The 20,349-nt window shown below is 34.2% G+C and carries 19 protein-coding genes; 15 read left to right on the top strand and 4 right to left on the bottom strand.

The genetic code is table 11. The annotated features are described in order from the left end of the window. Positions 1-16 precede the first annotated feature (16 nt). From CGEO_RS05785 to CGEO_RS05770, 4 genes are read right to left on the bottom strand one after another with little or no spacing between them, the layout of a single operon-like run. Positions 17-1,360, bottom strand: a complete 1,344-nt coding sequence (locus CGEO_RS05785) for a sodium-dependent transporter (protein ID WP_075531605.1) — start codon at positions 1,358-1,360, stop codon at positions 17-19. 15 nt (positions 1,361-1,375) lie between these two features. Beyond that, on the bottom strand, positions 1,376-1,738 hold the full coding sequence (locus CGEO_RS05780) for an SEL1-like repeat protein (RefSeq protein WP_075531604.1): 363 nt from the start codon (positions 1,736-1,738) through the stop codon (positions 1,376-1,378). Continuing rightward, positions 1,738-3,069 carry a tetratricopeptide repeat protein gene (locus CGEO_RS05775; protein WP_075540346.1) on the bottom strand — a complete coding sequence of 444 codons (1,332 nt, stop codon included), beginning with the start codon at positions 3,067-3,069 and terminating at the stop codon, positions 1,738-1,740. Before CGEO_RS05775 ends, CGEO_RS05780 begins: the two co-directional genes overlap by 1 nt. Further along, on the bottom strand, positions 3,066-4,322 hold the full coding sequence (locus CGEO_RS05770; RefSeq protein ID WP_075540347.1) for a glutamate-5-semialdehyde dehydrogenase: 1,257 nt from the start codon (positions 4,320-4,322) through the stop codon (positions 3,066-3,068). Before CGEO_RS05770 ends, CGEO_RS05775 begins: the two co-directional genes overlap by 4 nt. Before the next feature lie 77 nt (positions 4,323-4,399). Between CGEO_RS05770 and CGEO_RS05765 the strand changes: the two genes are divergently transcribed. The 15 genes from CGEO_RS05765 (at position 4,400) to CGEO_RS05695 (ending at position 20,247) form a co-directional block, all read left to right on the top strand. Further along, complete coding sequence (locus tag CGEO_RS05765; protein WP_075494428.1) at positions 4,400-5,356, top strand: NAD(P)-binding domain-containing protein; 957 nt, start codon at positions 4,400-4,402, stop codon at positions 5,354-5,356. After that, positions 5,357-6,046, top strand: a complete 690-nt coding sequence (locus CGEO_RS05760) for a tRNA1(Val) (adenine(37)-N6)-methyltransferase (protein ID WP_075494429.1) — start codon at positions 5,357-5,359, stop codon at positions 6,044-6,046. It begins immediately after the preceding gene. After that, positions 6,039-6,413: a YkgJ family cysteine cluster protein gene (locus CGEO_RS05755; RefSeq protein WP_075540367.1), complete on the top strand. Its 375-nt coding sequence runs from the start codon at positions 6,039-6,041 to the stop codon at positions 6,411-6,413. Before CGEO_RS05760 ends, CGEO_RS05755 begins: the two co-directional genes overlap by 8 nt. Further along, positions 6,389-7,654, top strand: a complete 1,266-nt coding sequence (locus CGEO_RS05750) for a tetratricopeptide repeat protein (RefSeq protein ID WP_075540348.1) — start codon at positions 6,389-6,391, stop codon at positions 7,652-7,654. Before CGEO_RS05755 ends, CGEO_RS05750 begins: the two co-directional genes overlap by 25 nt. Then, positions 7,651-8,436, top strand: coding sequence for an indole-3-glycerol phosphate synthase TrpC (gene trpC, locus CGEO_RS05745; protein ID WP_075494431.1), 786 nt, complete (start codon positions 7,651-7,653; stop codon positions 8,434-8,436). Before CGEO_RS05750 ends, trpC begins: the two co-directional genes overlap by 4 nt. A gap of 1 nt (position 8,437) precedes the next feature. Continuing rightward, entirely contained in the window at positions 8,438-8,932 is a 495-nt protein-coding gene (locus tag CGEO_RS05740) for an HIT family protein (RefSeq protein WP_075540349.1), read from the top strand. 241 nt (positions 8,933-9,173) lie between these two features. Next, a complete protein-coding gene (locus CGEO_RS05735) occupies positions 9,174-10,190 on the top strand; it encodes a bifunctional 3,4-dihydroxy-2-butanone 4-phosphate synthase/GTP cyclohydrolase II (protein WP_075540350.1) in 1,017 nt (338 codons plus the stop codon). Between the two features lies 1 nt (position 10,191). Further along, the gene (locus tag CGEO_RS05730; protein WP_075494434.1) at positions 10,192-11,361 is read left to right on the top strand and encodes a DNA polymerase Y family protein; all 1,170 of its coding nucleotides are present in this window, start codon (positions 10,192-10,194) and stop codon (positions 11,359-11,361) included. A gap of 43 nt (positions 11,362-11,404) precedes the next feature. Continuing rightward, the gene (locus CGEO_RS05725) at positions 11,405-11,944 is read left to right on the top strand and encodes a hypothetical protein (protein ID WP_075494435.1); all 540 of its coding nucleotides are present in this window, start codon (positions 11,405-11,407) and stop codon (positions 11,942-11,944) included. Further along, complete coding sequence (gene lgt / locus CGEO_RS05720; protein WP_075540351.1) at positions 11,941-12,765, top strand: prolipoprotein diacylglyceryl transferase; 825 nt, start codon at positions 11,941-11,943, stop codon at positions 12,763-12,765. Before CGEO_RS05725 ends, lgt begins: the two co-directional genes overlap by 4 nt. Before the next feature lie 65 nt (positions 12,766-12,830). Next, a complete protein-coding gene (locus CGEO_RS05715; protein ID WP_075494437.1) occupies positions 12,831-13,514 on the top strand; it encodes a fumarate reductase cytochrome b subunit in 684 nt (227 codons plus the stop codon). Positions 13,515-13,530: 16 nt separating this feature from the next. After that, positions 13,531-15,519 (top strand): fumarate reductase flavoprotein subunit, encoded by a 1,989-nt coding sequence (locus CGEO_RS05710; RefSeq protein ID WP_075540352.1) that lies wholly within the window; start codon positions 13,531-13,533, stop codon positions 15,517-15,519. Next, positions 15,512-16,231: a fumarate reductase iron-sulfur subunit gene (locus CGEO_RS05705; RefSeq protein ID WP_075494439.1), complete on the top strand. Its 720-nt coding sequence runs from the start codon at positions 15,512-15,514 to the stop codon at positions 16,229-16,231. The genes CGEO_RS05710 and CGEO_RS05705 overlap by 8 nt, the downstream gene beginning before the upstream one ends. A gap of 102 nt (positions 16,232-16,333) precedes the next feature. Continuing rightward, on the top strand, positions 16,334-18,439 hold the full coding sequence (locus CGEO_RS05700; protein ID WP_075540353.1) for a dynamin family protein: 2,106 nt from the start codon (positions 16,334-16,336) through the stop codon (positions 18,437-18,439). Next, a complete protein-coding gene (locus CGEO_RS05695) occupies positions 18,433-20,247 on the top strand; it encodes a dynamin family protein (protein ID WP_075540354.1) in 1,815 nt (604 codons plus the stop codon). The genes CGEO_RS05700 and CGEO_RS05695 overlap by 7 nt, the downstream gene beginning before the upstream one ends. The last annotated feature ends 102 nt before the right edge of the window (positions 20,248-20,349 follow it).

Here is a 20,349-nt window from a genome sequence, read left to right as displayed (position 1 = left end):
AGGTTTTGTTTAACTTTTAAGAGTTTAAAATTTGGTTAAGTATGATAACTACAATCGCAATCGGCGCAACAAATCGAAGCATAAAATACCACAACTCAAACATCGTTTTACTTTTCATATAAGGCATAAAAAAGCCCTCGATTCGCTCTTTTGGCAAGGCAAATCCAACAAAAATAGCACTTAAAATCGCACCGATTGGAAGCATGACATTTGATGAGACAAAGTCTAAAATATCAAAAAAGCTCTTTTTGCCAAAAGTTAAAACATTAGCAAATTCTCCACTCAAAGAGAGTATGCAAAGCACGCCAAGTATGAAAATAACGACTCCAAGATAGCTTAAAGCCTTTTTTCTTGAAATTTTATACTCATTTGTAAGGTAAAAAGTAAATGGCTCTATCATAGAAACCGCTGAAGTAATACCAGCAAAAAACAGCGATAAAAAGAAGAAAAATGCCAAGATATTTCCCGCTACTCCAAGCTTTGCAAAAAGAGATATAAGAGAGAAAAACACGAGTCCTACGCCTTGCTCTTTTGGGTCTGAGCCAAACTCAAAGACAAATGTAAAGACTATAAGTCCCATCATAAGCCCAATTAGGATATTTATAAGAACGATATAAAATGAGCTTGAAACTGGATTTGTATCATCGTTTAGCGAAGCAGAGTAGGTTAAAATACACCCAACCCCAAGGCAAAGCGTGAAAAAAGATAGTCCAAGAGCCGATAAAAGCGAGTTTAAATCAAGCTTTGAAAAATCCACATAAAAAAGAAATTTAAACGCCTGGCTAAACCCATCAAAGAAAAATGAGTAAAAAAGCATAGCCAAAAGCATGATAAAAAGTGCTGGCATCATGTAGATATTTAGCTTTTCGATGCCGCTTTTAACGCCTTTTGAAACGACAAAAAGGGTTAAGAAAAAAGCACAAAAAAAGTAAAAAATGCTTCCATAAATATCACTTGAAACAGCTTGTCCAAAAAGCTCTTTTGCCTCATTTATCCCAACTGGAAGAGTAGAAAATGATACAAAAATATATCTTATAACCCAGCCTAAAATCACAAGATAAAAGGATAGAACTAAAATTCCACCAATCATAGAAAAACCAGCAAATTTCCATAAATTTTTATGTTTTATTGCTAAATTTTTATACGCATTTACAGGATCTTTTTGACTAAGTTTACCCATAGCAATCTCAGCTAAAAATATAGCAAAACCTATGCTAACTGTGATAACAAGATATAAAAGCACAAAGGCAAAACCACCATTTGCACCAACAAGAGTTGGAAATTTCCACGCATTTCCAAGCCCAACAGCTCCTCCGGCAACTGAAAGTATGAAGCCGATTTTAGAAAAATTTTCTCTCATATTTTATCCATAAATTTAATGTATTAACGTCGCACAAGCGATAGAACTTCCCAAACTGCATGCCCTTTGTCTGGCTAATCTCGCTTTTTCTATTTTGTTTTCATCAAGATAGACTTTACTTATAACATCGCAGGCTATATCAATGCCTTTATTGCAAGCTTTTTCGTAAAAAAGCACCGTATCATGCTTGTCTAAAGCACCAAAAATGCCAAAGGCTAGATTAAAACACGAACTACCAAAGCCGTTATCGCAGTTTAAAACAGCAAGCTCTTTAATGCTTAACTCATCTGTCAAAACTATCTTTTTTTCATATAAAAAGATATAGTAATAACTCCCACAAAGCACAATAGCGAGTATTATAACAAAAACCCATCTCATCACTCTACTCCGATTTTTATATCTTCTAGCTCTCTGCAACCAATGCCTTCTTTTAGACAAGATTTTTGCCAAAATTCATAAGCTTTTTCTATATTTTTCTCATTTCCACCCCAAGCGTTTTTATACATGCTTCCAGCCTTATAACAGCCCCAGGAGTGTCCCATTTCGCAGCTTTTTATAAAATACTTAGTTGCCTCTTTACCATAAGGTGGTTCATAATCAAACGCATAGACCATACCAGCATTATAACACCCTCTAGCAAAGCCCATTTCGCATGATTTTTTAAGGTAGATTATAGACTCATCAAGTCTATTTTTCTCAGATAAAAATTGACCTAAATTTGAGCATGAAATTTTGTTTTTACCAAATTCACACCCCTTTTTATAGCTATCTTCTATCTCGTAGTCAAATTTGCCATCTTTGTTTTGTTTATTAAGCTCATATGCGAGTTTTGAACAAGCTTTGTAGTTGCTACTAGCGCAATCTTTTCTTAAATTTGTTATTTTACTTTCATCTTGCATTTTTTTAGGGCAACTTGATAAATTTCCGTAATTACAGGCTTTGGTGGTAAAATTTTTTGATTTTTCTTTATCTAAATACTTAAAATGCTTTGCCAATCTAGCACAAGCTATGCCATTTTTTTCATCACATAAAACACTATTTGTCTTTAAAAACTCCTCAAGTTCGCTTGTGGGGTTAGTTGTTAAGTTAAAAACAAGCGCGTGAAGATTTTTCATCTTATCACATCCAAGTTTTGCGTATTTGCATGATTTTTCGTAGTTTATAAGAGCTTTTGCTTTATCGTTTCTGCTCTCATAAATTTCACCCAACGCCACGCAACTAGCATAATAAAATTTATTGCAAGACCTAGATAGATACTCTATGGCCAAATCCTCATTTTTAGATATCTTGCCTAAACCATTTTTATAAATTTGACCCAAACTATCACATGTTTTTATACCAGAACTTTCGCAACTTTTTTGATATAAAAGCACTGCTGTTACATTATCTTCAAGATATTTTTGAGCTATATTTCCAGCTTTAAAACAGTTGTCTAAAATAGGGTTATATGCACAGATTTTTTCATAATACTTAAAAGCTAAGCCATATTTTTTTTGATAGACATAGAAATTTCCAAGCTCTTCACAATAAACCATATCAGAGCTTTCGCATTTACTTTTTATCTTTGATAGTGCGTCAAAATTTGTATCTTTTGTAAAGTCGATTTTAGGCTTTTTTTCTGCTTGAATTTCATAACCTTTAAAGCTTAAAAACCCATAAATAACTAAGCATATCAAAGCTGTAAAAAGTAAAATTTTATCAAATTTCACTTTCTTACCTGACCTTGACCGATGATTTTATACTTATAAGTTGTTAGCTCGCTTAGTCCCATAGGGCCTCTTGCGTGAAGTTTGTTAGTGCTTATGCCAACTTCAGCTCCAAAACCAAACTCATAACCATCGCTAAATCTAGTTGAAGCATTTGCATACAAACAAGCACTATCAACTTCGTTTAAAAAACGCTCGATGTTAGTAAAATTTTCACTTATTATAGCTTCGCTATGGCTTGAGCTAAAACGCTCAATGTGATCTAGTGCTTCATCTAAGTTATGCACGATTTTAACATTTATCTTCATATCAAGATACTCGGTATCATAGCTCTCATCGTTTGCTTTTTTGATACTTAAATTTGGTATTTGCTTAGATAAAAAAGCAACCGTTTTTTCGCACCCATAAATTTCAACGCCCAAATTTTCAAACTCGTTAGCTAAATTTAACAAAAACTCGTTAGCGATGTTTTTATGGATTAAAAGCGTTTCTACGGCATTACAAGCGCTTGGTTTTTGGCATTTGGCGTTTATACAAATTTTAAGCGCGTTAGCTAAATTCGCACTTTCATCTATGTATATATGGCACATTCCTTTATCATGTTTTATAACTGGTATGCTAGAGTTTTGACTTATAAATTTTACCAACTCGCTTCCGCCACGAGGCACGATAACGTCGATAAATTTATCCATTTTTATCAAATTTATTAAATCCTCGCGCTTAAAATCATCTAAAAAAGTTATGACATTTTTATCTATGCCGTTTTTAACTAACGCTTTATGAAGTGCACTAACTATGGCTAAATTTGAGTGTTTTGCCTCTTTTCCGCCTTTTAAAATGCACACATTTGAACTTTTAAAACACAAGCTTGCAACTTCAGCGGTTACATTTGGACGACTCTCGTAAATCACGCAAACCACGCCTATAGGAATTGCTACTTTTTGAAATTTAAGCCCAGCATAATTTACCCAGCCATCAAGCACGACGCCAACTGGATCTTTTAGCCTAGCAGTATCTAACAGGCTTGCTAAAATCGCGTCTATTTTTTTATCATCTAGTGTAAGACGCTCGATTAAAGCGGAGTTTAAATTTGCACTTTTTGCAGCCATAACATCAAGTTTGTTTGCTTCTAAAATCTCAAATTTTGCATTTTTTACCTCTTCAAGCATATCTAAAAGCACTTTTTCTTTTAAATTTGGGGTTAAATTTAGAAGGGTTTTTTGCGATGATTTAGCCAATTCTAGCCTTTTAACCATTTTTTATCCTTGTTTATCTTTGTTTAGTAAAATCATAATATAATTTTAGTTAAAAAATGATTTATAAAAGGATAAGTATGGAGAATGTTTATGATTTAGCCGTTATTGGCGGAGGACCATGTGGAATTTCATCAGTAGTTGAAGCCAAAATAAGCGGTTTGCAAAAAGTTTTGCTTTTAGAAAAAGGCGATAACCACTCACAAACAATTAGAACTTTTTACAAAGACAACAAGCGTGTAGATAAAGAATACAAGGGCATGGATAGCGAAACTAAAGGTAAAGTTCACTTTGAAACAGGCACTAAAGAGGATGTTTTAAACTACTTCGATGGGCTTTTGGATAATGAGGGAGTGGACGCTGTTTTTAAAACCGAAGTTGAAAAGGTTGTAAAAGGCGATGATGGAATTTTTACAGTTATTACTCCAAACGCTCAGTATAAGGCTAAAAATGTCATTATAGCAATCGGTAGAATGGGAAAACCAAACAAACCAGAGTATAAAATTCCGCCTTCAATCACTCAAAGAGTAAATTTTAACCTTGACAAGTGTGGTGTAAATGAGAAAATTCTAGTCGTAGGTGGCGGAAACTCAGCTATAGAATATGCTATAACTCTTTCAACTAGCAACATTGTAACGCTTTCATATAGAAGAATGAATTTTACAAGATTAAATGAAATAAACGAAAGAGATATCTATAAAGCCGCAAAATACGGCGATGTTATACTTCGTCTTAATACAAACATCGAAAGCTTAGAAAATGAAAATGGAAAAGTTCTAGCTCACTATAAAGATGGCAGAGATTTTGTTTACGATAGAGTTGTGTATGCTATAGGTGGAACTACTCCGGTTGATTTTTTGAAAAACTGTGGTGTTGGTATAGATGAAAATGGCGTTCCAAAGATAGATGAGCATTGTCAAAGTCAGATTCCAGGGCTTTATATCGGTGGGGATTTGATAACAAAAAGCGGTGGTTCGATTGTAGTTGCGCTAAATCACTCAAATGCTATTATCAACCACATAATCAGCACAAAATAGATGGTTATATCGCAGTTTAAAGATGGTTACAGATATAACAGCGATACGATAATGCTCTATGATTTCGCCCTTAGTTTAAAGCTTAGTGGCGAAATTTTAGAAGTTGGTTCAGGAAGTGGAGTGCTTGGGCTTTTGCTAAAAAGAGATTTGAAAAATACTTTGATTACGATGATAGATATACAAGATGAAAATATCGCGTTGTCTATACAAAATTCGCGTGAGAATTCGCTAAGTTGTGATATAATCCAAGCCGATTTTTCTAAATTTAAAAGTGATAAAAGATTTGACCATATCATCTCAAATCCACCATTTTACCATGATGGTGTTAGACAAAGTCAAAACAAGCACTTGCAAATAAGCAGGTATGCTTCAAATTTAAGTCTTGAGAATTTGATAAGCAATTCAAGCTCGCATCTTAAATCCCATGGCTCGCTTGTTTTTTGCTATGATGCAAAACAGCTTATGTATATAGCTCATCTTTTAAAACAGAGTAAATTTGCGCTAACAAAGCTTAAATTTGTATATCCAAAAAAGGGCAAAAGCGCAAAACTAGCGCTAATTGAAGCTAAAAAAAGCTCTCGCTCGCTTTGTGAAGTGCTAGAAAATATATACTTAAGCGATGAAAACGGATATGCAAAAGAGGCGCATGAGATTTTTAAGAAAGCGAATTTAACAAGTAAAGATGTGTGAGATAAAAGATGGATTTAGTTACTGTTTTGATGCAAAAAAGTGTGAAGTTTGCAAAGGAAATTGTTGCATTGGAGATAGTGGATATATCTGGATAGATGAGGCTGAAAGTGCGCGTTTAGCAGCGTTTTTAGGGCTTAGTGTTGAAGAGTTTAAAGCTAAATTTACAGATAAATTTGGCATTAGATATAGCATAAAAGAGCGTGAGTTTGAGGGCGGTTATGCTTGTGTGTTTTTTGATGAGATAAAAAGATGTTGTAGCGTCTATGAATTTCGCCCTAAACAGTGCAAAACTTTTCCGTTTTGGGACTATTTTAAGAAAAATTATAATGAGTTGGAGAAAGAATGTATAGGTGTAAAACCTCTATAAAGTTAGTTTTTATTTTACTGTTTTGTTTAAATTTATCAGCTTCTAATACGGATAATAATCAAAGCAATGAGAGTTTTATGATACTTAAAGGGCTTAATTTTGAAGATGAAGACCCGACAAACTCATCAAAAATTTTTGAATATTTATATGATAGTACAAAAAATCCAGAGTATCTAAAAGAGGCGATTAAAATCGCTTTTGCCTATAAAAGTAAGAATTTAGGCGATATAGTAGAAAAGGGAAAAGTTGTTTTAAAAGATGATGATGACTACCTTAGAATGCGTGTTGCATACTTGATGGAAAACTCAAAGCCAGATGAAGCTTTATTGATTATGAAAAAAATGGTAAAAGCTAATCCAAGTGCAAAAAACTACTCCATCTTAGGCGTGGTTCAAGATATTTTAAACTCAAACAAAGAAGCATTAGTCAGTTTTAAAAAAGCATATTCTATAGAGCAAAATGATGAAAATTTGCTAAGAATGGTTGATTTGCTCTTAAACAAATTTGGAAACGTCAAAGAGGCAACAACCGAGCTTGAAACTTACAAAAGACTAAAAGGATGTAGTGTTTTAGTATGCAATGTGTTAAGTGATATTTATAAAAGAAATCATAACTATCCTATGCTTATTAAAACCTATGAAGATATTTATAAAAGCACGAAAGATACGCAATATCTCGATGAGATAATAAAATTTTATCTTATCAACAAAGACTTTAATAAAACTAAAAATTTACTTGAAAAATATGACTATAACAACAAGCTTTTGCTTGAAATTTATGGGTTTAATAAAGAATTTGACAAAGCTATAAAAAAAGCAGATGAGCTTTATAAAAAAAGTGGCGATATGGAGTTTTTGGCTATAGAAGCGATGTTTTTATATGAGAAAAATGGAGCAAATTTAGATAAAAAAATACTTAAAGATATACTAAATAAATTTGAAAAATCAATGCCAAATTTAGATATAGCCATGCTTGAAAACTACTATGGGTATTTGTTGATTGACCATGAAATCGATGTGAAAAAAGGTATAAATTTAGTTAAAAAAGCGCTTTTAAAAGAGCCAAATTCGCCTTATTTTCTTGATTCGCTTGCGTGGGGGCATTTTAAACTAAATGAGTGCAAAAAAGCTGATGAAGTGATGAAAAGTATAGATAAAAGCGAAAAAGAATTTTTTAAAAGCGAAGAGGCAAAAGAGCATATAAAAGCTATCAAAAAGTGTTTAAAAGGAGTTGAAAAATGATACTTGATAAAATCATAGAAAAGACTAAAGAGGACTTAGAAAAAAAGAAAAAACTTATCCCATTTGACACACTAGGAAGAAGTCTATCTTCAAACCCATATATGCCACGAGATGTTTTTAGCGTGCTTAAAACATCTGAAAACGACCCTTATAAAATCATCGCTGAGGTTAAAAAAGCAAGTCCGAGCAAAGGTGTTATAAGAGAGGATTTTGATCCTGTTAGCATAGCTGTTAGTTATGAAAAAGGTGGGGCAAATGCCTTTTCTGTACTTAGTGAACCACACTTTTTTCAAGGAAGTTTGGAGTATATCTCGCTCATTCGTCGTTATACAAAAAGCCCGATTTTGCGAAAAGATTTCATAGTAGATAAGTATCAAATTTTAGAAGCTGCGGTTTATGGGGCGGATTTTGTTCTTTTAATCGCAAAAGCATTAAGCCAAAAAGAGCTTAAAGAGCTGCTTGAGTATGCAAGATATTTTGGGCTTGAGGCTTTGGTTGAAACTCACGATAAAGAAGATGTTAAAAAGGCGATTTTTGCAGGAGCAAATATCATCGGTATAAATCATCGTGATTTGCAAACCTTTGATATGCACATGGATTTATGCGAAAAACTTATCCCAATCATACCAAATGGCAAAATCATAGTCGCAGAAAGTGGACTTTACGAGCATGAACAGCTTGTAAATTTAAACAAATTCGGAGTTGATGCGTTTTTGATAGGTGAGAGTTTTATGCGTCAAGATGACGTTGAAATGGCAGTGAAAAAGATAAAAGGAGCATAATATGGAGTATCTTTGTGCGCCGTGGAGAAGTGAGTATTTTAGCAGTAAAAAATGCGAGTGCCCATTTTGCGATGCGATAAACTCGCCAGAATTTGATGAGAAAAATGGCGTATTATTTCGCGCAAAACATTGCTTTGGTATCATGAATCTCTACCCATACAGCCCTGGGGCTTTTATGGTGATTCCTTATAAACATACCGATAAAATCGAAGAGTTAAGCCAAGAAGCGTGGCTTGAGATGAGCCATTTTGTAAGATGTGGAGTTGAGATTTTAAAAAAAAGAGTTCATGCAAGAGGCGTAAATATCGGCATGAATTTAGGAAGCGCAGCTGGAGCTGGGATAGCGCAACATGTGCATTATCATTTAGTTCCAAGGTGGGAGGGCGATACAAATTTTATAACAACCATATCTGCTACTAGAGTTATAGGTGTGCCATTTCATGAGCTTTATACAAATATAAAAAAAGGCTTTGATGAGTTAAATTTAGAGTTTTAACATATTTTAAAACAGTTCTAAAAGCTTAACTCTTTGTATAAAATTTCAAACTTTAAATTTATTTAGCTTTAAAAACTTTTAAAATTTAAACATAATTTAGCATAAATTTACATCCACTTTCCCATAAATTCAGACTCAAATTTAGCAAATTCCGCTCTTTTAAATTAAAGATTATTAAAATGTATTAAATAAACTTTGTGATATAATTTTGCGGTTAAAAATATAAATTTAAGGAAATAAAATGGCTTTTGTAAGCGTAGAACAGGCGATTGATGATATCAAAAATGGCAAAATGATAGTTATGGTCGATGATGAAAACAGAGAAAATGAGGGGGATTTGGTTTTTGCTGGAGCATTTTGTGATATGGAAAAGGTAAATTTCGCTATCACTCACGCAAAAGGCGTGCTTTGCACTCCAGTAAGCAAAGAAATCGCAAAAAAGCTAGGCTTTGTGCCGATGGTTAGCAACAACACTTCAAGCCACGAAACCGCATTTACGATTACAGTTGATGCAAAAGATGCAACAACAGGCGTAAGCGCATATGAGCGAGATATGACGATAAAACTTATCGCTTCAAGTAGCGCAAAACCAAGTGATTTTGTTGCGCCTGGACATATTTTCCCACTTATTGCAAAAGATGGTGGCGTACTAGAGCGTATCGGACATACCGAAGGAAGCATTGATTTGTGCGTTATGGCTGGATTAGCGCCTGTGGCTGCGATTTGCGAGATAGTAAAAGAAGATGGCACGATGGCAAGAAGAGATGATTTGGATAAATTTTGTAAGAAATTTAACCTTAATATGATTTCAATCGCACAACTTGTCGAATACCGCCTTAAAAACGAGACTTTGGTTAAATTTAGCCCACCACAAGATAGCCAAATAGCTGGGATTAACGCAGAGCTTTATGATGTAACAGATCATAAAAATAACTTGCACAAAGTCTTTGTTTTTGGCGATATAAAAGAAAATACAAACGTTAAATTTCATAAAATTTCATCCGATGTAGAGTTTTTGACATCTTTAAAATACGCCCAATTTATGAAAAGCTTAGAAATCTTAGAAAAAGAAGGTGGCGTGCTTGTCTTTTTAAGTAACAGCGAAACTTGCGATAGTGAAGTAAAAGAGTATGGCATAGGAGCGCAAATTCTTTTAAATTTAGGTATTAAAAAGATAACTTTACTAAGCTCAAGCGAACACAAAGAGTTTATCGGACTTAGTGGTTTTGGGCTTGATATAGCAGGTTATTTAAGCTAATATGATACTTCATATCGATCTTGACTGTTTTTTTGTCGCAGCAGCGCGTATAAAAGATAGCTCATTAATCGGTAAAAAAGTCGTTGTTGTCGGTGGAAACAGTGGCACGATTTTTGGTGAAAAAGATAGACTTGGCACTGTGATTTTAAGTGCGAGTTATGAGGCTAGAAAATTTGGCGTAAAGTCTGCGATGTCCTTAAACAGGGCAAAGGCTTTATGCCAAGACTTAACTATAGCTAAATCCGATATGGCATTTTATAAAGAGCTTTCAAGCCGCCTTTTTAAATTTCTTTACACTTTTACTCCTGATATTGAAAAATTTAGCATAGATGAGTTTTTTGTCGATTTAAGCGGAATTGAGGCTAAAAACGATCCGCTAAAATTTGCCAAAGAGCTTCAAGAGCAAATTTTAAAAAATTTAAAATTGCCGTGCAGTATCGGCATAAGCGAGGCTAAATTTATAGCCAAACTTACAACGGATTTGGTTAAGCCTTTTGGCGTAGGTATGATAAAAGTCGATGAAATCCCACAAAAACTTAAAGATGTTGATATATCAAAATTCCCAGGAGTTGGAGCAAGTGCGCTAAAGTTTTTAAATAAATACGGAATTTATACCATAACAGATGCAAAAAATGCTAAATTTGTCTTTGAAAAGCTTGGAAAAAGTGGTATAAAACTGTATGAGAATTTAACCGGAACTGGCGAAAACAGCCTAGATTTGGCATCTAAACGCAAAAGCTTTTCTCATGCTAGAACATTTGATTTAATCACCGATAGAGATGAGCTCGAAAGAAGAGTTTTAGTTCTTTGCAGATACCTTAGCTTTGATATTTACAAATTTGGACAAAACCCAACTAAATTTGACCTAAAAGTTCGCTATGAAGATAGATACACAGTTTCGCATAGCGTTACTGTTAAAGAAATTTTCACGCAAAGTTTGCTTCAAAAAATAGCGCTTGAGCTTTTTAAAAAGTGCGATGTAAGAATCTCCTCACCAGTTATGTATATAAGTATCGGCGCGGCTGGATTTGTCGATGAAAGTTGTATAGAAAAAACGCTTTTTTCGCAAATTGGAGAGTCTAAAAACAAAAAAGCAAATTTAGCCATACAACAAATCAGAGAAAAATATGGCATAAATTCGCTTATGTTTGCAAAAGAGATAAAAAATTAAGAGAAATTTGGTTAATATAACCGCCAAATTTGAAAGGAAATTTATGAAAGTAAAAGATATTTACGCGATGATAGCTATCATCTTTGCTACAAATTTTAAAGGCGCGATAGAAGAGGATAAATTTAAAAAACTAGCTCCAGCTTGGGTTTTAAAAAATGAAACCGATGAAAATAAAAAGGCTCATGAGTTTTGGCAAAAGGCTTTAAAAGAGGATTATAGCGCTGTTTTAAAGGATTTTGAAGAGCTTAAAAAAGCTTTTGAGATGGACTTTTTTAAACTCATTAGCGATATGGACGTTACTTTGTTTTTTGAAAAAGCTCGTTATCAAAAGCCTTTTAAAGAGCTTAAAGCTTCGCACTCTGCGAATATGCTTGCATTTTTAGCAGCTATTTTTAAATCAGATACCGATGAGAAAACTCACAACTTTTTAGGGCTTTATTTGACAAATTATTTTATGGAGTCATTTCGTGGGCTTGCTGCTTATCTTAAGGCAAACGCAAAGAGTGATTACTATAAGGCGCTTGGTTGGTTTTTAGATGATTATTTACAGATGATAAAGACAACTTTAGGACTTAAAATTTGAGCTGGTGGAACCAAATTTATAACAACTTCGACCCTGTCGCTTTTAGCCTTTTTGGGCTTAGCGTTCACTGGTATGGGATAATGTACATTTTAGCGCTTCTTACAGCACTTTTTATGGCGAAATGGTTTGCGAAAAAAGACAAGCTTGGTTTTTCTGAGAAGCTTTTAGATAATTATTTTATCTGGGTTGAAATCGGCGTTATACTTGGCGCTAGACTTGGATTTATTTTCATTTATTCAGATGAGCAGATGCACTATATAACTCATCCTTGGGAAATTTTTAACCCATTTCATAATGGCGAGTTTGTAGGAATTCGCGGTATGAGCTATCATGGCGCGGTTGTTGGGTTTATTATAGCTACATTTTGGTTTTGTAAAAAGCATAAAACAAACAGCTTTGCTTTGCTTGATTTAGTAGCTTTGTCTGTGCCTTTGGGATATGTTTTTGGACGAATTGGAAATTTCTTAAATCAAGAGCTAGCTGGAGTTCCTACAAGTATGCCATGGGGGATAGAGGTAGCTGGCATTTTAAGGCATCCTTCGCAACTTTATGAAGCGTTTTTGGAGGGTGTTGTGATTTTTGTGGTATTATTCTTTTATAGAAAGTATAAAAAATTTAATGGAGAACTTATAGCTATCTATACGATTTTATATGCTTTGATGAGATTTGTTAGTGAAATTTATAGAGAGCCAGACTTTCAGCTAGGGACTTATATGTTTGGTCTTAGCATGGGTCAAATTTTATCCTTTTTAATGCTGTTTTTGGGTATTTTTACCTACTTTTATGCATGGAAAAATAGAGATAAAAATTTAAGTAATTAGAAAGCTTAATTGATATATAATTTCAAAATTAGTTTTAAAATTTAATTTTTCTTAAAGGAGTTTATATGATGCAACGCATTGAAGGGTTTCTTGGCAAATCCGTAGATGGCAAAAAGAGTCGAATTCCTGCTTTGCAGGACTTAGCTCAGAGTATTACGGGGTTGATTTTAGCCTGTTTTATGATATGCCATATGATTTTTACTGGGACAATCTTGTTTGGTACTGATGCATTTGAATCTGTTGTGAAATTTGCTGAACCAGGTGGAATTTACCAAGTAACAAATTTCGTAGCCCTTGTTATTTTAATCATATTTATGGTTCATGCTTTTACAGCTATGAGAAAGTTTCCTGCAAACTATGCAGCTTATAGAGCATTCAAAGCTCACAAAATTCGTATGAGACACTGCGATACAACGCTTTGGTGGTTTCAGTTTATAACTGGATTTTTGTTATTTTTCTTTGCAAGTGCTCACATTTTAACTATAGTTTTTGGAGAGAAAATTACTCCAGATTTATCTATAGGAAGATTTTCACAACTTCATATCTTTTATCTACTTTTGCTTATCGTTACAGTTTTACACGCTAGTATTGGAACATATAGATTGATTATGAAATGGGTAAGTATAGATGGAACTAGAGCAGAAGCTCATGCAAGAAGAAAACTAATCAAAACAATCAACTTTATAGTTTGGGGCGTTTTTTTCCTTCTTTCTGTAATTGCAGATGTTGTTTGGTTGAGTTTAGGTTAAGGTAAGGAAATATAATATGAATATAATTTATTGTGATTCGTTAGTTATAGGTGGTGGTTTGGCTGGTCTTAGAGCAGCTGTTGCTTCTGCTGAAAAGGGAAATAGTACTATAGTTTTAAGTCTTTGTCCAGTTCGTCGTTCACACTCAGCTGCAGCACAAGGCGGTATGCAAGCAAGTCTTGGAAATTCTAAGATGAGTGAGGGCGATAACGAAGATGTTCACTTTGCAGATACTGTTAAAGGAAGCGACTGGGGATGCGATCAAGAAGTTGCTAGGATGTTTGTTCAAACTGCACCAAAAGCGATTCGTGAGCTTGCTAGTTGGGGCGTTCCTTGGACTAGAATTACTAAAGGTAAAAGAAGTGCGGTTATAAACGCACAAAAAACAACTATCGAAGAAAAAGAAGAGGTAAATGGACTTATCCACTCAAGAGACTTTGGTGGAACTAAAAAGTGGAGAACTTGCTACACAGCAGACGCCACAGGTCATACTATGCTTTTTGGTGTGGCAAATGAGTGCGTTAAACACAATGTTGATATAAGAGATAGAAAAGAAGCTATAGCTTTGATTCATAAAGATAATCGTTGCTATGGCGCTATCGTAAGAGACTTAATCGATGGAACAATAGAAGCTTATGTATCTCGTGGAACACTTATAGCAACTGGTGGTTATGGTAGAATTTACAAACATACAACTAATGCTGTTATTTGTGAGGGAACTGGAGCTGCGATTGCGCTTGAGACGGGAGTTGCTCAACTTGGAAACATGGAAGCGGTTCAATTTCACCCAACCCCAATCGTTCCTAGCGGAATTTTGCTAACTGAGGGTTGTAGAGGTGATGGCGGAATTCTTCGTGATGTTGATGGATATCGTTTTATGCCTGATTATGAGCCAGAGAAAAAAGAGCTTGCAAGTAGAGATGTTGTAAGTCGTCGTATGATGGAGCATATCAGAAATGGCAAGGGCGTAAAAAGTATCTATGGAGAGCATTTATGGCTAGATATTTCTATTTTGGGTCGTGAACATATAGAAAAAAACTTACGCGATGTTCAAGAAATTTGCGAAATTTTTAATGGTATTGATCCTGCAGATGAAGGTCCAAAAGGATGGGCACCAGTTCTTCCTATGCAACACTACTCAATGGGTGGAATCAAAACAAAACCAACAGGCGAAAGCCCAACTTTAGCTGGTTTGTTCTCAGCTGGTGAAGCGGCGTGTTGGGATATGCACGGCTTTAACAGACTTGGTGGAAACTCAGTTGCTGAAACAGTTGTTGCTGGTATGATAGTTGGAGATTATTTTGCTGATTATTGTAAATCACACGATATAGATATCAACACTCAAGATGTTCAAAAATTTGTTGATAGAGAAGAAAACTACATAAAAGAGCTTCTAAGTAAAGAGGGTAAATTTAACGTTTATGAGATAAAAAATCGCATGAAAGATGTTATGTGGGATTATGTTGCTATCTTTAGAACAGGCGAGGGATTAGAAAAAGCGGTTAAAGAGCTTGAAGAGCTATATAAGAAATCTTTAGATATCAAAGTAGAGAACAAAGAGCCGTTTGCTAACCCAGAGCTTGAAGATGCTTATAGAACTCCAAAGATGCTAAAACTTGCACTTTGTGTTGCTTATGGAGCGCTTTTACGAACAGAGAGTCGTGGCGCGCATTATCGTGAGGACTACACAAAAAGAGATGATGCTAACTGGCTAAAAAGAACTCTTACAGCTTGGAAAGAGGGCGATACTATGCCAACAGTTACTTATGAGCCACTTGATATCATGAAGATGGAAATTCCACCAGCATTTAGAGGATATGGCGCAAAAGGTAACATCATAGAAAACCCACAAAGTCAAATAAGACAAGCAGAGGTTGATAAAATCAAAGAAGAGTTAGAAAAAGAGGGTAAAGGTAGATATGAGATACAAGATGCTCTAATGCCTTATGAACTTCAACCAAAATTCAAAAAACCAAACGAAAGAGTAGGAGTTGGTAATGAGTAGAAAAATAACCATAAAAGCATTTAAATATAATCCTTTAAGCAAGGTCTCAAAACCACATTTTGCGACATATGAGCTAGAAGAAGCGCCTGGTATGACGATTTTTATCGCGCTAAATTTAATCCGCGAAAATCAAGATCCAAGCCTTAGCTTTGATTTTGTTTGTAGGGCTGGAATTTGTGGAAGTTGCGGTATGGTCATAAATGGCGTGCCAAAACTTGCTTGTAGAACTCTTACAAAAGATTATGAAGATGGAGTTATCGAGCTTATGCCACTTCCTGCATTTAAACTTATAAAAGATTTAAGTGTAAATACTGGCAAATGGATGGCAGCAATGAACCAAAGAGTTGAGAGCTGGGTTCATACAAACAAAGTAACAGATATCTCAAAAATAGAGGAAAAAGTAGACCCACAAGCAGCTCAAGATACTTTTGAGCTTGATCGTTGCATTGAGTGCGGAATTTGCGTTGCGAGTTGTGGAACTGCGGTTATGAGAAAAGATTTTATCGGTGCTGTTGGATTAAATAGAATCGTAAGATTTAAATCAGATCCCCTTGATGAAAGAAGCGATGCGGACTTTTATGAGCTAGTTGGCGATGATGATGGCGTATTTGGCTGTATGAGTTTGCTAGGTTGTGAGGATAACTGTCCAAAACACCTTCCACTTCAAAGCAAAATCGCCTATCTTAGACGAAAACTTGCTACTGTAAAATAACTTCTTAAAGTAGGGTTAAATTTAAATTTAACCCTATATCTTGCATTTGGATTTAATAAATTTTTGGTAAAATTGTCATATTTTAGTTTTTAAAGGCGATTGATGGATGAATTTTTAACGCAAATTTGGGGTATAAACAAGCTTTACTTAGATCTTACAAAAAGCCTACAACTCGATTCAAAAAGTAGCGCTATAGTTCTTTCGTGTAGCGAGAAAAATTACGATAGATATATAAGCTTAGAAAGCTTTTGTGAAATTTTTAAAAGTTTAAATTTAAAAACAGATCTTTTTGATATCCAAACCGCTCAAGTTGGAGTCATAAACGCCATCTCTCATCTACAAATTTCAAGAAGCGAAGTGCTAGCACATCTAAAAACGTTAAGTAAAAATGAAATAATTTCAGATGATGAGTTTGAAAATATCACTAAATTTATAAATTCTCTCAAGCTAATCGATGATGAAAGCCAAACTAAAATCGAAGATATAAGCGTAGGCGATATTTTTCATCATAATATCAATGTTTTAAATGAAGCTTATTTTAAACTAAAAGAGTTAAATTTAAATCCAAATTTAGATAAAAGACTTGATTTAGCTTACCAAAGTGCGCTAAATTCGCAGTTTTATCTCTCTGTAACTGGCGTTATAAATGCTGGAAAATCTACCATGCTAAACGCTTTGCTTGATTTAAAACTTCTTGGCACTTCAAATATCCCAGAAACGGCAAATTTAACCTTGCTTAAATTTAGCCAAAATCAGAGCGCAAAGGTGCATTTTTGGAGTGAAGATGAGCTAAAAACACTTGGAATAGAAGAGAATGCGCCAGCAAAAAATATCATCGAAATCAAGCCAGAAGAGCTAAAAACCTACACAACAGCCAAAAATGAAATTAGTAAATTTGTCAAACTGGTCGAACTTGGCGCTAATGCTGAGTTTTTAAAAGACAATATCTGCATAGTTGATACCCCAGGACTTGATGATGCTGTGGTTTTGCGTGAAGAGCTAACTAAAAAATTTATGCATGAGAGTGATTTTAACATTCATCTTATGAATGCAGCTCAAAGTGCGACTAAAAAAGATATGGAATTTATAAAAAATTTCTTAAAGTATGGCAAAAGTGGCGGCTTTGTCGTGGTTTTAACTCATATCGATGCGTTAAGCCAAAAAGAGCTAAATGATGTGATAATTTATACAAAACGCTCAATTGCAAGCGAGCTTGAAAGCTCTGGATTTAGCTCAAATTTGATAAATTCAGTCGAGTTTTTCATGGTTGATAGCCTAAACCGTGTTGGTATAGATAAGCTTAAAAACTACTTATATGAGAAATTTTTTGGTAAAAACTCACTAAAAGCACAGATAATTTTATTTGGATATAAAAAAGAGCTAAATTTTGTTATAAAAGCTCTTAAAGATGAGTTTGAGTTTGAACTTAGTGCACTAGGTGGGTCTAAATTTGAGCTTGAAAATGAGCTTGATATCTTAAAAAAAGAGAATTTAAATCTTAAAAATGGGCTTGAGAGATTTAAATTTGAGCTAAAAACAGCGTTTTTAAAACTTGATTACTCAAATTTAGAGGCATTTTCTAGTATTAAAACGATTAGCACTATTATAAAAGATCGCGTTATAAACGATGTTGTTTATGCGAACAAAAACAAAAAAAAGCTGGATTTTGAACGAATTTTTATGATAGTTCAAGGCGGTTTTAACGACTTGATTTTAGATGTTTTTAGGGAGTTAAAATTCCTTGTTAGTAAAGATATAGAGGCTCTTAGCGAGACTTTGGCGCTTGAGTTTGAAGCATTTAACAAGATAGAAGTTGGAGGGTTTGATATAAAGGCGTATTTGGATGAGAATTTGCTAAAGGTTGATTACACGACACTTCAAACGCGTCTTTTAAAGCTTATCCAAAATGAGCGAAATTTAGCGCACTTGCCATCACAAGTTCAAGAGCTTTTTGATGAGTTTTTAAAAGCTATAGATATCAAATCATCTCTTGTTTTGCTTGCAAATGATTGCACGAGCGAGTTTAAAACTCTTCTTGAAAATGGCGCTTTGACATATGAAAATGAGTTAAAAAACAAAATCAAAACGCTTGAAGAAAACGCGAACAAAAGCGAGCAAAACTCACAACAAATGAGCCAAAAAAGCCAAACAATTAGAGAAAAACTAGAAACAATCAGCCAAGTGAGCAAAAGGATAAGCCAGTGTTAGAAAAATTTATAAACGAGTATAAAAACAAATTTCTTCTTGATTTTAGTGATGACTTTGCTGGTGAATTTGCTAAATTTAAAGCAGTGTTGCTTGAGCCAAAAATGCATGCAAGCGGTGAGCTTGTAGCAAAGCTAAATGAGCTAAATGCTTTGATTTATGAGCCGATGCAAGTGGCGATTGTCGGGCAGTTTAGCAGCGGAAAATCAAGTTTTTTAAACGCGCTTTTAGGGCAAAATTTGCTTCCAACAGGCGTTATCCCAGTAACTGCAAAGCCAACTTATATAAAATACGCCCCATGCACGATGCTAAAAGCGCTGTATAATGACGGCAGGGAAGAGTATAAAGATATAAGCCACATCGCTAGTTTTGTAGATCAAAGAGGCGCTTTAGCAGATGTAAAGTCTTTGAGTATATATTTACCAAATGAGCTTTTAAAAAGCGTAACTTTTATCGATACTCCGGGGCTAAATTCAAGAAGCGATAGTGATACAAAAGAGACTTTAGAGATTTTAAAAAAAGTTGGTGGGCTTGTTTGGATAAGTTTGATTGATAATGCAGCCAGAGCAAGCGAGTTAAGTGAGCTTGAAGCTATCCCGCAAAATCTTAAAAAAAGCTCCATTTGCTTGCTAAATCAAAAAGATAAATTAAATAATGAAGAAATCTCACGTGTTTTAACTCACGCTAAGAAAACTTACACCGATAGTTTTGATGAAGTTTTGGCAATCTCAGCTAAGCTTGAGATAAGCGGTAGCGACGAGTCTGGATTTGAGCTTGTAAAGCAGTTTTTAAGAGATAAAATCATAGCAAAAAAAGAGAATTTTATCGTTGATGAAGCTGCGCAAATTTCGCACAAACTTATTTGTCAATATGAATTTTTTATCAGAATATATGAAAAAATGCAGATGATTTTGAGTGAATTTAGTGAGTATTTTGATAAAAAAAGTGCAGATTTTCTTGAAATTTATAAGAACGAATTTATAAAATTCTATGCAAAAATCAAAGAAATTTCAAATTCTTTAAGCGATGAAATACTAAAACACATATCTCAAACTAGCCAAAGCTACTATGTGCAAAGCAAAACTTTAATGGGTAAAAAAGTAGAGAAAATCACATATGAAGCGCCATATTTAAACGCTGATGAGGCACTTTCTAAACTGATTTATAACGATGATAAGCTAAGTCGTGAGTTTAAAAAACTTAGGCGTGAGCTTGATGAGTTTTGCGCTAAAATCAACAAAGAGATGGGCGAAGTTTTAGAAAGTTTGGTTGATAAGACGCTTATTTTTAAAGGTGAGTTTGAGACGATTAGAAAGACTGATGAAATTTACTCGCAAAGAGAGTTTTCTGAGATTAGAAAATTTGCTAGCGAGGTTTATGGGCTATTTTTGGCTGGATTTGAGCGTGCTATGTTTGAATTTAGCGAGAAAAACAGTCTGTTTTTTGATAAACTTATCATAAAAATCGCGACAAATTACGAAAATGCTATCAAACTTAGCGTTGCGTTTTTCGATGATAAAATAAAGCGCTCAATTAGTGCTTATGAAGATGATCCGCAAACTTTTTCACTTTATTATCCAAAAAAAGATGAAATTTTAGCTAGGATTTTAACAAATTTAAACTATTTTGAGTTTGAGAATGATTTTATCGGACGAAAGCCGTTTATACAGAAAAATATAGAGAATTTGACTCTAAATTTTAAAGAGCTTGAGAGTAAAAACTTAGCCTATCTAAATGCGTTAAAATCTCGCCATGAAGAGAATATCGCTCATTTACAAAGTACGAGTTTGATTTTTAATCTACTAGAATAGCTTAAATTTATTAGCCTTATGGCTAAAATAGCCAAGTAAAGTGCTTTTAGTTTGTGCTTATGCTTAAAAGTTTTAAAATATTTATTTAAAATCAGTCGCAAG

It is taken from the genome of Campylobacter geochelonis (genome assembly GCF_013201685.1).
Lineage (GTDB): Bacteria > Campylobacterota > Campylobacteria > Campylobacterales > Campylobacteraceae > Campylobacter_B > Campylobacter_B geochelonis.
This window is presented reverse-complemented; position numbering and strand designations above follow the sequence as displayed.

Coding starts and splice junctions, on each gene's coding strand:
- CGEO_RS05755 (WP_075540367.1), top strand. CDS start 6,039: ATGTGTGAGATAAAAGATGGATTTAGTTACTGTTTTGATGCAAAAAAG.
- CGEO_RS05740 (WP_075540349.1), top strand. CDS start 8,438: ATGGAGTATCTTTGTGCGCCGTGGAGAAGTGAGTATTTTAGCAGTAAA.
- CGEO_RS05710 (WP_075540352.1), top strand. CDS start 13,531: ATGAATATAATTTATTGTGATTCGTTAGTTATAGGTGGTGGTTTGGCT.
- CGEO_RS05770 (WP_075540347.1), bottom strand. CDS start 4,322: ATGGTTAAAAGGCTAGAATTGGCTAAATCATCGCAAAAAACCCTTCTA.
- CGEO_RS05700 (WP_075540353.1), top strand. CDS start 16,334: ATGGATGAATTTTTAACGCAAATTTGGGGTATAAACAAGCTTTACTTA.
- trpC (WP_075494431.1), top strand. CDS start 7,651: ATGATACTTGATAAAATCATAGAAAAGACTAAAGAGGACTTAGAAAAA.
- CGEO_RS05705 (WP_075494439.1), top strand. CDS start 15,512: ATGAGTAGAAAAATAACCATAAAAGCATTTAAATATAATCCTTTAAGC.
- CGEO_RS05750 (WP_075540348.1), top strand. CDS start 6,389: ATGTATAGGTGTAAAACCTCTATAAAGTTAGTTTTTATTTTACTGTTT.
- CGEO_RS05735 (WP_075540350.1), top strand. CDS start 9,174: ATGGCTTTTGTAAGCGTAGAACAGGCGATTGATGATATCAAAAATGGC.
- CGEO_RS05725 (WP_075494435.1), top strand. CDS start 11,405: ATGAAAGTAAAAGATATTTACGCGATGATAGCTATCATCTTTGCTACA.
- CGEO_RS05715 (WP_075494437.1), top strand. CDS start 12,831: ATGATGCAACGCATTGAAGGGTTTCTTGGCAAATCCGTAGATGGCAAA.
- CGEO_RS05760 (WP_075494429.1), top strand. CDS start 5,357: ATGGTTATATCGCAGTTTAAAGATGGTTACAGATATAACAGCGATACG.
- CGEO_RS05785 (WP_075531605.1), bottom strand. CDS start 1,360: ATGAGAGAAAATTTTTCTAAAATCGGCTTCATACTTTCAGTTGCCGGA.
- CGEO_RS05730 (WP_075494434.1), top strand. CDS start 10,192: ATGATACTTCATATCGATCTTGACTGTTTTTTTGTCGCAGCAGCGCGT.
- CGEO_RS05780 (WP_075531604.1), bottom strand. CDS start 1,738: ATGAGATGGGTTTTTGTTATAATACTCGCTATTGTGCTTTGTGGGAGT.
- CGEO_RS05765 (WP_075494428.1), top strand. CDS start 4,400: ATGGAGAATGTTTATGATTTAGCCGTTATTGGCGGAGGACCATGTGGA.